This is a genomic window from Flavobacterium sp. HJSW_4 (assembly GCF_042436695.1).
Taxonomy (GTDB): Bacteria; Bacteroidota; Bacteroidia; order Flavobacteriales; family Flavobacteriaceae; genus Flavobacterium.
This window is the reverse complement of record NZ_JBHNPP010000054.1, coordinates 1-15815: the sequence shown is the minus strand read 5'-3', so window position 1 is coordinate 15815 and position 15815 is coordinate 1. Positions and strand designations below refer to the sequence as shown.

The window sequence follows — 15815 nt, the reverse complement described above, 5'->3', positions numbered from 1 at the left end:
TCTTGATTTTAAAGACAAAAAAGTAGTCGTTTCAACCGATTTATTAATTGAAGGAGTTCATTTTGATTTGGCTTACATGCCTTTGAAGCATTTAGGTTACAAAGCAGTTGTGGTAAATGTATCAGACATTTGTGCCATGAATGCAAAACCGACTCAAATTACGGTTTCGGTTGCCGTTTCAAATCGTTTTCCGCTTGAAGCTTTAGAAGAATTATTTGCAGGAATTACACACGCCGCAAAAGAATATAAAGTTGATGTTGTTGGCGGAGACACAACCTCATCTCAAAAAGGATTAATTATCAGTATTACCGCAATTGGTGAAGCTGACGAAAATGAATTGGTTTACAGAAACGGAGCCAAACAAACTGATTTATTAGTTGTAACTGGTGATATTGGTGCGGCTTACATGGGATTGCAGGTTTTGGAACGCGAAAAACAAGTTTTCCAGGTTAATCCAAACAATCAGCCAGACTTAGATCCTTATACTTATTTGGTAGAACGCCAATTGAAACCTGAAGCTAGAAAAGATGTTCGTACATTGCTTCATGCTTTAGAAATTAAACCAACCGCAATGATTGATATTTCAGACGGATTGTCTTCTGAAATTATTCATATCTGCAAACAATCAAAAGTGGGTTGTAATTTATATGAAGACAAACTTCCGTTAGATCCTCAGTTTATTTCTACTTGCGAAGAATTTAATATCGACAGTACAACGGTTGCTATAAATGGCGGTGAAGATTACGAGCTTTTATTTACAATCGACATCAATGATTTTGACAAAATAAAAGGGAATCCGAATTTCTCTATTATCGGACATATGGCGGAAGAAAATGAAGGAATTCACCTTGTAACCCGCGCCAACACAAAAATTGCCTTAAAAGCACGCGGATGGGATGCTTTGAGCGAGTAAGTTTAGTATTCAGTCACGGTCTCAGTATTCAGTAATAAAAAAACACCTAATGGGTTTAAAATTCATTAGGTGTTTTTTTATATCATTATATTTCGCTTTAAAAATCTAAAATCTAAAATTTTAAAAGAGCCCTTTGCTTTTTGCTTCTTTTACCAAATCTAAATCAGAATCATTTTTAACTTTCAGCAATTCTTTTAAATGCTTTTTTCTTTTTTCGATAGCGTTTAACGAAATCGGAATATGCTGAAGCATTTCAGGAACTGAAGTTCCTTTTGCTAAATGAACTAATATCTGTTTATCGTACTGATCGATTTCGATTGCATTGTGTGTAGATTGATTCAGCATTTTTACAACCGACTGGCTGTAATACTTTTCGTTTTTCATTACTTTATCAAAAGCCAAAAGCAATTCGTCAAAAGTGAGATCATTTTTTATAATCAATCCGTTGGGTTGAATTGTTCTGATAATCGTTTTAATTTTCAGTAATTCCGTGTACATCGTCAAAAGAATAATCTTGCAGGAAGGCATTTTTTTCGAAAGTAACTTTGCTAGATCTTCGCCAGAAAAAATCTCTTTTTCCTCGTAAGGCGGCATACTGATATCCAAAAAAGCGATATCAAAATCTGGAGTGTTATCATTTTCTATTATATCATACCCTGACCTGCAATCGTGCGCCTGCGAAATTAAAAACTCATATCGTTTTGGATTATAGCGAGTTATGGCATTTTTATATCCTTCAATAATAAACGGATGATCGTCTACTATTAAAATATTCTTTTTGATTGATTGTGGAAATGAGGCTGTTAAATCAAATGTCATTATTCTGCAGGTTAGAGTTTGGGTCTATTGGGACTTTAATGGTGAGAACTGTTCCTTCTCCCTTGGCAGATTTTATCGTAACTGTACCCTTACATTCTTTTGCACGATATTCTATATTATACAGACCAATTCCGTTTTTGGTCTTATTAGTATTAAATCCAATACCGTCATCTTCGATGGTTAAAATCAAAATATTGTTTTTGCTTTTAAACTCTACTTTAATAATATCTGCCTCAGCATACTTATTGCAATTCTGAAGTCCTTCCTGAACAATTCTATACAAATTGATTTTTTCAATATTACTTATCAAATCCCATTTTATCTCAGGATCGAAAGAAGTAATCAGCTTCGAACTATATGTATTTATTTGATCTTCAAATAGTTTATTCAGAATTGAGACAAAATTATTAATTAATTCTGATTTTTCTCTATTTAAGTCATGCGAAATTTCTCTAATATCCTGTTCAACGTTTTTGAGTTCAGTAAGATATTTTTGTCTTTTAGAAACAGCTTCGGCTTCGTCTAGTTTATCGAGACTATCCAAACTTATTCTAATACCAAACATTCGTCCCAAAACACCGTCGTGCAATTCTTGGGCAACTTTTTTCTTTTCTTTTATTCGCGTAAGCTCAATTTCATTTTGCTGCGAAATCATCAAGTTGTAAATATTCTCATTTGCAATTTGCTGTTGCTGTTTAAAAAGCAACTCCCGGTTTCTGGCTTGCTGCGTTTTGTAAACATAAAAAAACAGTCCGAGCAATGTACAAATACTGAATACATAAATCAAGGTTTTGTTTTTTTCTTGAAGACTCGAATTTTGATCTTTTATTTCATTGGTTTCGTACTCAATACGAGAGAATTTTTCTCCCATTTTGCGTTCTGTTTTTTTAAGTTTTTCATTGATTTGAATATATTCTTTAGAATATATTGAAGCATTTTTCGGATCTACTAAAGTAATTTGCTTTAAAGATTCTAATAAACTTGTAGGAGATTCACTTGAGCGCGACAATTGTACTGCCTCTTTTGAATATTTCAAAGCCTTGGCAGAATCTTGCTTAAATGCAAAATATTCAGACAAGTGTATTTTGTTCAAAATGACTCCTGAGGTTTGATTAAGACTATCCCTAATTTTTAGAGCTTGATAAAATTGTTCGGGAAGCCCATCAGATTCTCGCATTCTAAGTTTTGCATAAGCCAGATTATCTAAAAGCATTGCATACAGTTTGGCATTGCCTTGATATAAATTATCTTGTATTAATCCTTTATGAAAATAATATTTGGCTTTTCTATAATCTTTCATTCCTAAGTAGACAAAACCAATATTATTTAAAGAGGTTGCCTCTAATTGCAGTTCTGCAGGAATCGATTTATCTTTTAAAATTTCCAGTGCTTTATTATGGAACTCTAATGCTTTATCGTATTCTTCTCTATCATTATAAAGTATTCCCAGAAGGTTATAACAATCGTATAATTGATTACTTACATTTTTTAATTTTTTAAGAATACTTAAAGCCTTAAAAACGGTAACCTCACTTTCAAAAAGAGCATCTTCTTGATATTGAAGGTTCGCTTTACTAGAATACGTTTTGGCAAGATTTAATCCGTCATTGATACGAGTATAAATTTTTTCAGCTGCAAAATAATTCATATAGGCGCTATCTGAAACAGCCTTCAATAGATAATAATCTCCTAAATAAGTATATGCTTTTGCCAAATTAACCGAATCTTTACTCTTTTCTGACCTATCCAAAATTAGATATGATGTATTTTTATAAGAATCCCAGTCGCTCATATTATAATATCTATTGGCGATTTTAAAAAGATTTACTTTATTAAGAGAATCATCTTTTTGGTCAAGAATAAGATCTAAAGCTTTTTTATTATAGGACTGTTTTTCATTGTAAGAAAGATCAATGTCGTTTGCCAACGAAAGATATATAGATAAACTATCTGTTTGAACAGCATCATGTTCATCAACACTCTTTTTTTTGGAACATCCAAAAAGAAGAATAAAAATTGAAGTAAGTATTAAGCAATTATTTTTCAATAGTCCTTTTGAATTTAATCAAAAGTACAAAACTAAAAGACATAAAAAAAGCTGTCAGAATTGACAGCTTATATTTTTATATTTAAACTATTTTAGTCAAGTTTAATATTTTTTCCGAATGATTGTCTATCAGAATTGAAAGATTTAGTTTCATTAAAATCTGCATTTGTTCCGTGAAAATCTAATTTTCTTCCATCTTGAGTAGTATTCTGACCGCCTTTTCCATCTATTGGTAAAACTTTAATAGAATCATTAGCTGCTAAATATGTTGGAACTTCTGTTGATGCAAAAGAAGTTGCTACTGCTACCATAGAGAATAATCCGATTGTTAAAGCTGTTTTTTTCATGACTTGAGGTTTTAAGTGATTTGTTTTAATTTTTGGAGATGACCCGCTGTTTGCTTGCGAATCAGAGTGTAAAACTAATACCAGTGTCAAAAAAAATTTATACGAAAAATTGGGTTTGTGGTAGATCATACCCAATTGATAGTCAATGGGTAGCAAATTAATGTAATTATCTAGTTTTTAGACTTCTAGATAATTTCCTGCAGCAAAATCGGCAATAATCTGCTCGACATTTGTTCGGTAGGTTTTGGAAAAAGGAATCTTTTTGGTAGAGTTTTTTATGTAACAGATTGAGTTTCCGCTATGAATCCTTGAAATGTAATTTCGATTGATCACATAACTGTTATGAATACGGATAAAAGGATAGGTTAAAACACTCTCAAAATGCTTTAAAGTTTTAAACGCAGTAATCATTTCGCCCGTATTTAAATAAATATCTGTCGAGTTATTATCGGCTTGAAAATAACAAATATCTTCTGCATTTAAATACCGGTAATCTCCATACGATTTGATACAGATCGTTAATGGTTTTTGAATATTTTGCGGAATTGTTCCTGCATCAACAATAACAGAAACCTGTTCTTCTCGAAACGGAGCTATTTGAGTCTCTAAATTGGCTTTATTGAGTTTTAAAATTGTTTTTAAGAGATCATTTGGCGCAACTGGTTTCAAAAGATAATCGAAAACGCCATATTGAATTGCATCAAAAGCTTTTTCCTTTAGTTTGGTCGTTACAATAATTTTCGGAATCTGCTGAAAAAAGCGATGAAGTTCGCTAATAAAAGTCAAAGACAAATGACTTGAAAGATTTTGAGGTTCGATTTCGAGAAAAATCAAATTGGGTTTGTGTTCTAAAACCAAGTTTAAACCGTCCTGGAAATTTGATGCCGACCCTATAAAAGATAATTCTGAAAAACCTGAAGCAGTTGTTTGGGTTTTCAAAATACTTTCAGCGTCATCATCAATTATAATATACGAATGCTTTTTCAATTTCGGGTCTTATTGGTTTTCTCACTACGCAATCATAATCAAAAAATACCTTTAATTTGCTTTAATGAAGAAAAAAATTGCTCTTGCAGGTATTATAATTTTAAATTTAAGAATTTAAACAATTTAATCAATTCATTGTTAACACATTAACCCGAAATGTTGATACATAAAGATGAAATACAAAAAAAGCCGATAAAATACCCTTTTTTAGAAAATAAAAATCCCAAACTCCTTTATGGAATTTGGGATCTATAGAATAACTTGTAAAGATTACATTTTCATTAGCCAGTTTTTCATCGAAACTTCATTTTCGATAATACCTCTTAATTCAGTAATTTTTACACGATCTTGTTTCATTGTATCTCTATGACGAATTGTTACCGTTTCGTCTTCAAGCGTTTGATGATCTACTGTAATACAGAAAGGCGTTCCAAGAGCATCTTGTCTTCTGTAACGACGTCCTACAGCATCTTTTTCATCATAAGCCACATTGAAATCCCATTTCAAATCTTCGATGATTTTTCTTGAAACTTCTGGCAAACCATCTTTTTTAACCAATGGCAATACCGCTGCTTTAGTTGGCGCTAAAACTGCTGGCAATTTTAAAACTGTTCTTGTAGAACCGTCTTCTAATGCTTCTTCTTTTAATGAAGTTGCGAAAACTGCCAAGAACATACGATCTAAACCAACAGAAGTTTCTACTACGTAAGGAACATAGTTTTCGTTTAGTTCAGGATCAAAATATTGTAATTTTCTTCCAGAATATTCTTCGTGCGCTTTCAAATCGAAATCTGTACGAGAGTGAATTCCTTCTAATTCTTTAAATCCGAATGGGAAATTAAATTCGATATCAGCTGCCGCGTTTGCGTAGTGAGCTAATTTTTCGTGATCGTGAAAACGGTAGTTCTCTTTTCCTAAACCTAAAGATAAATGCCATTTCAAACGAGTTTCTTTCCAGTATTCGTATGATTTCATTTCTTCTCCTGGACGTACAAAAAATTGCATTTCCATTTGTTCGAACTCACGCATACGGAAAATGAACTGTCTTGCAACAATCTCATTTCTGAATGCTTTACCCGTTTGAGCAATTCCGAAAGGAACTTTCATACGACCCGATTTCTGAACGTTTAAGAAGTTAACGAAAATACCTTGAGCCGTTTCTGGACGTAAATATAAATCCATTGCATTTTCTGCAGATGCACCTAATTTTGTTCCAAACATCAAGTTAAATTGTTTTACCTCTGTCCAGTTTTTAGAACCAGTTTCAGGATCAGCAATTTCTAATTCTTCGATCAAAGCTTTAACATCAGCCAAATCTCCGTTTCCTAAAGAACGTCCTAAACGCTCTCTAATTTCTTTTTCTTTAGCCAAATATTCAACTACACGAGCATTTGTAGTAATAAACTCTTGTTCATTGAATGCATCTCCAAAACGAGCTTTTGCTTTTTCGATTTCTTTTTGTGCTTTTTGGTGAATTTTTTCAGCAAAATCTTCAACCAAAACGTCAGCTCTATATCTCTTTTTAGAATCTTTATTATCAATTAATGGATCATTGAATGCATCAACGTGACCAGAAGCTTTCCAAGTTGTTGGATGCATCAAAATTGCAGCGTCAAGGCCGACAATATTTTCATTCATCTGAACCATTGATTTCCACCAATATTCACGGATATTCTTTTTTAACTCGACACCATTTTGTGCATAATCATATACAGCACTTAATCCGTCGTAAACTTCGCTTGACGGAAAAATAAATCCGTACTCTTTTGCGTGCGAAACCACATTCTTAAATAAATCTTCTTGTTTTGCCATAGTGATGCAAAAATATAAAAACTACCTATATAAAAAAGAAAAATTATGAAGATTGAAGCGTTGATTTTGTTATTTTTGTAAATAAAATCTTTCTTTTTGTGATTAATTACCTAATAAATTTGTTTTTCCCTAAAGTCTGTAGCGGATGCAATGCGCTTTTGCTTCAGAACGAAACCGTTTTTTGCACTATCTGCCGACACGAATTACCGTTAACATACTATCATTTAGACGCAAAAAATGAAGCTGTAAAAAAGTTTTATGGCAAGATCGATGTTCAGTTTGTCTCAGCATTTTTGTATTTTAATAAAAAAGGAATGGTTCAGGAACTCATCCATAATTTAAAATACAAGGGATATCAAGAAATTGGCACCGTGCTGGGAAGTTGGTATGTCGAAGACTTAAAAGAACTTCAATTTGAAATTCCTTTTGATGCTGTAATTCCAGTTCCGCTTCATAAAAGAAAATTTAAAGAACGCGGCTACAATCAGGTTACTACTTTTGGAAAAGCAATAGCATCTGGTCTAGACATTCCTTTTGAAGAAAACGTCCTAATTCGAAAATTATACACCAAAACTCAATCGAAGAAAAACCTTTTAGGAAGATCCGAAAATATCGAAAATATTTTTGACGTAGAATTTAACGAATCAAACCATAACAAACATTTCTTAATTGTTGACGACGTTCTTACCACGGGTGCAACGCTCGAAGCATGTTCAAAAGCTTTACTAAAAATACCAGGTATAAAAGTTAGTATAATTTGTATGGCGATGGCTCATTAAGTTTTTGAAAACTCAAGGATTAATTTACCAATATCTTTTTCACTACTTTTTTCTCTCCATCAGTAACCGTCAAGAAATAAAGACCAGATGGCACATTTGGCAATTGAATGTCTTGAATAAAATATCCCGATCCTTGAAAAGTTCTGTCATAAACATATTTTCCTGAAATATCATGAACATAGACTTTAATTTCGCTTACTGAATCTCTTTCAAATTGTACTGTAAAATTTCCTTTGTTTGGATTTGGATATGCAACAAAATCTACATTTTCAAAATCTGAATTTCCTAATGTATATGTTTTAGAACAAATATTTACAGAAGCCGAATTTATTGTTCCTAATGCTCCCACAGTATCATCAAAAACTCTAAAAGTCCAATTCCCTTGAGGATTTTCTCCGTTAAAAACACTTAAGGCTGTTGATGGAATTACAATCTGGCTTGTAGTCGTACGGCAATTTAAAGTTGCTCCGCTATCATCAAATTGTAAGGCAAGAGTTGAATTTGTACTGGTACAATCTTTATTAAATAAAGTTACAACTGTTCCTGTCGGACTGATAATTTGCATCGTCAAATCTGAAAATCTTTCATGAGTTACATTTACCGAAACATTGATATCCGAAATCAATCCTTCAGAAGTAGGCACTGTAACCGTTTTATTTACATACACATCATTACCTGTTGAATATCCTCCCCCAAAATTATAAGACGAACAAGATGTTGAAACCGTATATCCTAAAGCAAATGGCTTGCTATTTACTGCATAATAAATATTACCAACAGGTTCTATTAAAAGTCTGCAATTTGTAGAAACCTCAATATTTGACGGAACCAATATTGTTTCTGAACCATCATTTGCAGTGTTGCTTGCTAAAACAATTGGAAATGTTAGTCCGCCATCTAAAGACAATTTTATATTCACGTTTGATGATCCCGGAAGGGTATTTGTATTATTTACACTCCAATTTATGGTTTGTGTAGATCCTTTTGCCCATCCTAAATTATCGTCGGCTTGCGATGTTACTGCAAATGGTCCAGCGGCAGCACTTACAGTTACAACCATTGCAGCTGTATTGGTTTGTGAAGTTCCTTCAGGCGCATTATCTCTACCTGTAAGCGTAAAGTTCATTGTTTTTCCAATAGAAGAAACAGATTCCCAACTCGTAGTCAACTGATTATTTAGCACAGAGCTCAACGCTGGCATATAACGAACTGGTGAAGTTGTTGGCGGAAGAGATCTAAACATTGGGCCGTCAGGTTTTGTCGCATACGTAAAACTATTAGCCGCAAAAGCTGTTGTTGCGCTATCGTATTGCTCCCAACAATATGTTATAGAATTTCCTTCAGGATCAGAACCAGTTCCCGTCAAAATAAATGGCGTGCTAATTGGAATCGTATAATTTGAACCTGCACTTATAACAGGCGGATTATTAGTAGTTATTGGTATTGAAACAGGACAAGTTTTTCCTGCCAAATTATTCTGTATCTGATTGATGCTTGCATAAGAAAAATAATCATCAGAATGATCTTGAACATTATATCCTTTTGTTACTCCCGCATATCCCATAATTGTTGAACCACTTCCCGGCTCATAGCACGCTCCGTTACCTTCGTTCTGGAAAGAAAAAGTATGTGTGCCTCCAAGCTGATGCCCCATTTCATGAGCAACAAAATCAATATCAAAATTATCTCCTTCTGGTCTCGCGTCTCCTGGAGATGTAAACGCACTACCTTTTCCTATTGGCTGGCTAGTAGTTGGACTCACGCATACACAACCGATACAACCTGCATTTCCTCCACCGCCAGAAGCTCCGAACAAATGTCCAATATCATAATTGGCTTCACCTATAACATTGGTTAATGTAGTCTGAACTTCTTTCATCCAAACAGGATTATCTCCACCTGCACCTACTGATGCAATAGAATAAGGATCTGTAGAAGCATCTGTATAAATGACATCTAAATTATTTGCAATCAAAACGACTTTTACAGAAAGATCTCTGTCAAAAATACCATTTACACGAGTTAATGTAGCATTCATTCCTGCTAAAGCTCCCGCTTTTGTTCCTCCAAAATAAGCAGTATATTCTCCTGTACAAGATAATGCCAATCGAAGTGTTTTAAACTCTTTGGCATTAGAAGTAGTTTTGGCCGTAGCAGCCGATTTATTTTCAGAAACTAAATTGGTCGTTTTACAATCTAAAATCATTTTTGATTCTGCATTGTCTAACGCTTTAAACAAAACATATTCCGATTTATTCTCCGGATTTTGTTCAATATATTCTGTTGATTTTGCGGTTCTAAAAACCATGGTCTGCATTCCGATTGGAGCAACACTAAAATATATTTTAGCATTTTTATCGTCTATTCCGCGACCTTGATACGATTTGATTTCTGGATATTTTGCCTGTAATTCCGGATCAAAATTTGAGGATTCCCAAACCGAAAAACGCTCTAAAGTTCCATCAGCATTTGGAATCGTAATTTCTGTTGTTGCGCTTTTTGCCGTTTTATTTGATGCCGTAGCCAGTTTAGCACTAAGGAGATCAGCATTTAATTTATAATATTGTTTATTGGAACTTGCTCCATCAACTATACGCGAAAGCGATGAAGACGTTACTTTCTGCCATAGAGCATCTTGTGCATTAGCATTGGCGAAACAAAAAATAAAAAATATATAAAGTAATTGTTTTTTCATATCCTTAAAATATATTATCAAAATTAATTTAATTAATTTGAAATCGTATTATCTATACGACAATTATTGCTTTTTAATCGACGAGTCGGCATATTTTTACAAAAAGATAGATTATCCGTTAAAATTCGATTTAGCATAGTATCAAATTTAAAAGAGAATAGTATAAATTTGCAGCATCTTAAATAATTTGTTTTGAAGCTCTTTCATTCTATAAACGATTTTCAGTCAACCAAGAAAACAATCTTAACTCTTGGTACCTTTGATGGTGTGCATATTGGTCATAAAAAAATTCTGGATCGCATTACGCAGCATACTGAAAATGGAAAATATGAAAGTCTAGTTCTGACCTTTTTTCCGCATCCGCGAATGGTTCTTCAAGAAAAATCGGAAATCAGATTATTAAATACTATTGGCGAAAAAATAAAACTTTTGGAAGCCACAGGCATTGAAAACTTGGTTGTTCATCCTTTTAACGAAAGTTTCTCACGATTAACCGCCGACGAATTTGTTCGCACTATTTTGGTGGAGAAATTTCAAATTCAAAAAATCATTATTGGTCATGATCATCGTTTTGGTCGTAATAGAACTGCCAATATTGATGATTTAATTGCTTTTGGAATTGAGTACGGATTTGAGGTAGAACAAATTTCTGCAGAAGAAATTCAAGACGTTTCGGTTAGTTCAACTAAAATCAGAAAAGCTTTAAATGAAGGAAATATGGCTTTGGCCAACGAATATTTAGGCTACAGCTATTTCTTAAACGGAACAGTTGCAAAAGGAAAACAGCTTGGACGAACCATTGGATTTCCTACAGCAAATATTCACATTGAAGAAGATTATAAACTAATTCCAAAAATTGGTGTTTATGTTGTAAAAGCAATTGTAAACGAAGAAACTGTTTTTGGTATGATGAATATTGGTTTCAATCCGACTGTTAATGGCGAAAAGCAAACCATCGAAGTTCATCTGTTTGATTTTGATAAAGACATTTACGATCAAAACATTGAAGTTTCTTTGCTGCATTACATTCGCGAAGAGCAAAAATTTAGTTCTCTAGATGCGTTAAAAGCACAGCTTGCTCAAGATAAAATTGATTCTTTAGCTTTTATCGGCTCTTCTTTAAAAAACCAGATCGCATAGTTTTTACTGTTTTTAAATCATCGTAGTTATTTTTTTAGTAAATTTGATAGAACACTGTTTTTCAAATATTTACTATTAACTTCTAAAAAATAACCACTATGAAATTACCTAAAGAAATTACCAACGGGTTTTTGATTTTCCTCGGAATTGGCATTTATTTTTTATTAATGAATGTACTAGGTCTAGCTGATTTGTTTTATTTGAGAACACTCAACGTTTTCTTTATATTCTACGGTGTTAACAGGACAATGCAGATGAATTTTCATGAGGGAGAAACCGATTTTCTATCTAATGCCATTTCTGCAATGACTACTTCTGTAGTTGGCGTCTGCATGAGTGTATTTGGTCTATTGGTCTATAGTTACGCTCGAGGTGGAGATGCCTATGTAAGAACTTTGTCTGAAACGTTTATGTTTGGAGGAAATCCATCAGTGCCAACTTATTGCATCTGTCTGTTATTTGAAGGAATTGCTTCTTCTGTAATTGTCACTTTAATGATGATGCTTTATTGGAACAACAAATATGCAGCAGATTGATTTTTTAAGATTCTTAAATTAACGGATTTAAAATTCGATTAAAGCAAAAATTTAGCTAAAAGAGTTCATATAACTCAATAAACATTTTTAAATTGCTTGTAGCTCAGAGTTATAAGCAATTTTTTTATTTATTAAAAATGAAGTTAAAGCAAATCGAAAGGGTCAAAAAAATCTCAAAAGACGATTTTATTTCCCAATATGTAAAAAACCAAATTCCTGTTGTTATTGAAGAATTGACCGAAGATTGGCCAGCTTATAACAAATGGAAATTATCTTATATGAAAGAAATCGCAGGAGATTCGATAGTTCCTTTATACGATGACAGGCCTGTAAATCATGAAGACGGATTTAACGAGGCACACATCACAATGAAAATGAGCGATTATATCGACTTATTAGAAGAAAAACCTAGCAATTACCGCATTTTTCTTTACAATCTAATGAAAGAAGTTCCTTCGTTAAAAAATGACTTCTTATGGCCTGATATTGGCTTAAAATTGGTCAAGCAAATGCCGATGTTATTTTTTGGCGGAGAAAATTCGAGAGTCTTTATGCATTATGATATAGACTATTCTAATATTCTTCATTTCCATTTTCATGGAGAAAAGCAATGCATGATTTTCCCTCCCAACCAATCAAAATTTATGTATAAAGTTCCTCACGCTTTAATTTCGAGAGAAGATATAGATTTTGATAATCCTGATTATGAAAAATTTCCAGCGCTCAAAAATGTTGAAGGTTATATTACTAATTTAAAACATGGAGAAATGCTTTACATGCCAGAAGGATATTGGCATTACATGAAATACTTAACACCTGGGTTTTCGATGAGTTTGCGTTCTTTCCCAAAAAACATTGTCAATTTATCTAAAGCTGCTTACAATGTTTTCATTATGCGTCACTTCGATATTATGATGCGAAAAATTCAGGGTCAAAAATGGATTGACTATAAAAACGAAAAGGCAATTACAAATACGCATCAAAATTTGCAGCGTACTATTAATTAATAAAAAAGCGGTTGAGAATTTTAAGACTCAACCGCTTTTTTATTTTAATGAAATACTATTTTTCGCGTTACTGTTTTTCCGTTATCTACAGTTATTTTGACTAGCAAGACTTGAGGTCCCGATTGGAAATTTGGTATGAGCCATTCTCTACTTTCAATTTGATTTTTACTATAAAGTAATTTACCTCCTGAATCATAAATCGAAACTTCTTGAAGATTTTCCTGCTCAGAAGTAGATTCTAATTTGATGTTTTTATTTTTAACCGAAACAAAAACTTTCTGACCTTGATTCTCAAAATCTTCGTTGCCTAGCGGTTTGCCTTCATTTGGATTTCTGTATCGCAATATAAAACGATCTGTAAAAGTTCCTGGCGAAGAGTTAAACGTATATCCTCCAGATTTAAGGTTATGTACAGTATTCGTAACCTTATCTTGCAAATAAATATCCTGATTAACCAAATCGCCGTCAGTATTATCTATAGCAATTGTGAAGTCTCCTTTTTCGATAGTAGACTTATAGCCTAACGGTATTGTATCTGTTACAACAAAAGGTACTGCTCGTCCTTGAATAACTAATTTTTTGCCTTCATTTATACTATAAAAATCAACATACGGATTTGCATTTAATGTGGCAGCATCATAATTAAAGTCAAAAGAATTTGTTGCCCCAGTTATATATCCAATTAGCAATTGTTTAAAAGCTCCTTGCGTATTTGTTAAATTCAACCACACACGATGTTTTTCAACTACATTAGTTGTAGCAGATTTATAAAATTGGCTATTATTGTTAGGCACGCGCATTGAGTTTGTAAAAACACCGCTCTGTCCTGTTCTTGATATTGCCAAGAATGCTTGTCCCGCTGCAATATACCCTGCAAGAGGAGCTTGGTTTCCTGGCGATGGCGCACCAACTCCAGTCAAACCACCAACTGTAGTATCTCCTGATAAATTATAAATTGCGAAATCATCATAAGTATAACGATATGTAGTACTTCCTGGGGCGGCTTTAGGAGGCGTATTATGCGTCCAAAAATATAGAGTCCCATAAAAATTAGCTGCATTATCATGAATAAATTGGTCTGCATAAATTGCCGAAGGATATGGATTTCCAAAAAAACAGTATTTTTCAGCAATAGCTGGAGGCCCTTGGATTGTACCATTATTTGGAACTCCAATAAACTCTCCTGTAAATTCACTTGCTGTCACGGTATCAAAAGATTGTGGTCCACGAATACTATATCCGTTACCTTTTAACATTTCTTCAGTTCCACCATGAACTGTTATCCAGCCTCCAGCAGCAGTAAATTTAAAATATTTATCACTTAATGTATTTGGTGAAAAATCATGTAAAGTAAGAGCTGGAGTTCGTGTTACTGGAGAAGACCAATAAGTAAGATCAAATCTTCGAACAGTTGTTTTTCTTCTATAAGTTATAACACCGACATTAACGACATCGGCAATTTGAACCAAGCTCGCATTGTTTTCAAAAATTAAAACTCCATTACCAAGCACACTTACTTCATTTGTTACGGTTATAGAATTTGTTTCTTTTACATTTAAAGATCCGTTATTCTGAATTGTTAACCTACTAGCAAAAAAACTTGCATTGGTTCCTGAAATAATTGGATCAATAGCCACGTCTGGAATATCTATACAATCAGTAGCTATTGGAACCCCTGCTGGAGTCCAGTTTGCTCCATTCCCCCAATTCGCATCAACACTTCCGTTCCATTGTTTAGTGACAAAAGCATTTATTGTAATTGATGTTGATTCTGATTCACAACTAGTTGCCGTATTTCTTACTTGAATATTGTAAACTCCAGAAGACAAACCTGTAAATATTCCAGAAGTATTACTAAAATCTACTCCATCTATACTATAAGTATATCCTGTTCCAGATGCAGGTGAAGAAACTGTAATAGCACCAGTATTATTTACACAAGTTGGCTGCTGTGTCACCGAAGCTGTTGGAGCAACAGGAACTGGATTCACAATCAAAGAAACGCTTTGACTTGCAGAACATCCGTTTGAATTTGTAATAGTCATTATACCATTATAAGTTCCCGAAGCGGTATTTGCAGGCACATTCACATTTATAATATCTCCAGATCCAGAACTAAAAGGAAATGGTGTAGTTCCTTGATCTGTCAAAGCAATCCAATCAATCGCATAATTTATGGGAGATCCAGTTGTAGCATTATAAGCTAAAGTAGTCGTCTGCGCTGATGAACTTTGGCAAACTGAAGCAAAAGCTCCTGCCGTACTAATAGTTGGAAGTGCATTAATCGTTAAAGAAATGGCTTGTGTTGCCAAACATCCATTTGATGTAAAAATGGTCATTACACCTCCATAAGTTCCTGCAGCTGTTCCAGCGGGAACATTGATATTATCGATATTTCCTCCTGCTGAATTGAAAGAAAAAGCAGTCGTTGCCTGATCAGTTAATGCTGCCCAATCTATTGAATAGCTTATTGGCGAACTGGTTGTTGCAGAATATGGTAAAGAAGCCGTTTGCGCAGATGCATTTTGACAAAGTGGAGTCAAATTTCCAGATGTCGTAATTGTCGGAACTGAATTAACAGTTATTGTAAAAGTATTATCTGTCGAAACACAACCATTTGCATTTTTTACTGTTAAAATTCCGGTGTAAGTTCCCGTTGCTGTTCCGGCCGGAATAGCAATGCTGATTGGACTAGATGGTAAAGTTGCATCTGTAACAGCAACAAAATTATTT

The 15815-nt window shown here is 33.6% G+C and carries 12 protein-coding genes; 5 read left to right on the top strand and 7 right to left on the bottom strand.

What is annotated here, in order from left to right:
• Positions 1-913 (top strand): thiamine-phosphate kinase (thiL, locus tag ACE01P_RS23670; protein WP_379701527.1); only part of this gene is annotated, 913 nt, incomplete at its 5' end.
• Between the two features lie 120 nt (positions 914-1033).
• Here thiL and ACE01P_RS23665 read toward each other — a convergent pair.
• From ACE01P_RS23665 to ACE01P_RS23645, 5 genes are all read right to left on the bottom strand, one after another.
• The gene (locus tag ACE01P_RS23665) at positions 1034-1732 is read right to left on the bottom strand and encodes a response regulator (protein ID WP_379701526.1); all 699 of its coding nucleotides are present in this window, start codon (positions 1730-1732) and stop codon (positions 1034-1036) included.
• Positions 1722-3779 carry a sensor histidine kinase gene (locus tag ACE01P_RS23660; protein ID WP_379701525.1) on the bottom strand — a complete coding sequence of 686 codons (2058 nt, stop codon included), beginning with the start codon at positions 3777-3779 and terminating at the stop codon, positions 1722-1724. The genes ACE01P_RS23665 and ACE01P_RS23660 overlap by 11 nt, the downstream gene beginning before the upstream one ends.
• Before the next feature lie 92 nt (positions 3780-3871).
• A complete protein-coding gene (locus ACE01P_RS23655; protein ID WP_379701524.1) occupies positions 3872-4126 on the bottom strand; it encodes a hypothetical protein in 255 nt (84 codons plus the stop codon).
• A gap of 177 nt (positions 4127-4303) precedes the next feature.
• Positions 4304-5113, bottom strand: coding sequence for a LytR/AlgR family response regulator transcription factor (locus ACE01P_RS23650; protein WP_379701523.1), 810 nt, complete (start codon positions 5111-5113; stop codon positions 4304-4306).
• Positions 5114-5383: 270 nt separating this feature from the next.
• Positions 5384-6925, bottom strand: coding sequence for a glycine--tRNA ligase (locus ACE01P_RS23645; RefSeq protein WP_379701522.1), 1542 nt, complete (start codon positions 6923-6925; stop codon positions 5384-5386).
• A gap of 98 nt (positions 6926-7023) precedes the next feature.
• Here ACE01P_RS23645 and ACE01P_RS23640 point away from each other — a divergent pair, with 98 nt between their 5' ends.
• Positions 7024-7704 carry a ComF family protein gene (locus ACE01P_RS23640; RefSeq protein ID WP_379701521.1) on the top strand — a complete coding sequence of 227 codons (681 nt, stop codon included), beginning with the start codon at positions 7024-7026 and terminating at the stop codon, positions 7702-7704.
• A gap of 19 nt (positions 7705-7723) precedes the next feature.
• Here ACE01P_RS23640 and ACE01P_RS23635 read toward each other — a convergent pair whose 3' ends face one another.
• A complete protein-coding gene (locus tag ACE01P_RS23635) occupies positions 7724-10399 on the bottom strand; it encodes a reprolysin-like metallopeptidase (RefSeq protein ID WP_379701520.1) in 2676 nt (891 codons plus the stop codon).
• Positions 10400-10591: 192 nt separating this feature from the next.
• Here ACE01P_RS23635 and ACE01P_RS23630 point away from each other — a divergent pair, with 192 nt between their 5' ends.
• From ACE01P_RS23630 to ACE01P_RS23620, 3 genes are all read left to right on the top strand, one after another.
• Complete coding sequence (locus ACE01P_RS23630) at positions 10592-11539, top strand: bifunctional riboflavin kinase/FAD synthetase (protein ID WP_379701519.1); 948 nt, start codon at positions 10592-10594, stop codon at positions 11537-11539.
• A 98-nt stretch (positions 11540-11637) separates the two neighbouring features.
• Complete coding sequence (locus ACE01P_RS23625) at positions 11638-12075, top strand: hypothetical protein (RefSeq protein WP_201999384.1); 438 nt, start codon at positions 11638-11640, stop codon at positions 12073-12075.
• 137 nt (positions 12076-12212) lie between these two features.
• Positions 12213-13082, top strand: coding sequence for a cupin-like domain-containing protein (locus ACE01P_RS23620; protein ID WP_379701518.1), 870 nt, complete (start codon positions 12213-12215; stop codon positions 13080-13082).
• A gap of 44 nt (positions 13083-13126) precedes the next feature.
• Here ACE01P_RS23620 and ACE01P_RS23615 read toward each other — a convergent pair.
• A partial coding sequence (locus ACE01P_RS23615) for a T9SS sorting signal type C domain-containing protein (protein WP_379701517.1) occupies positions 13127-15815 on the bottom strand: 2689 nt, incomplete at its 5' end.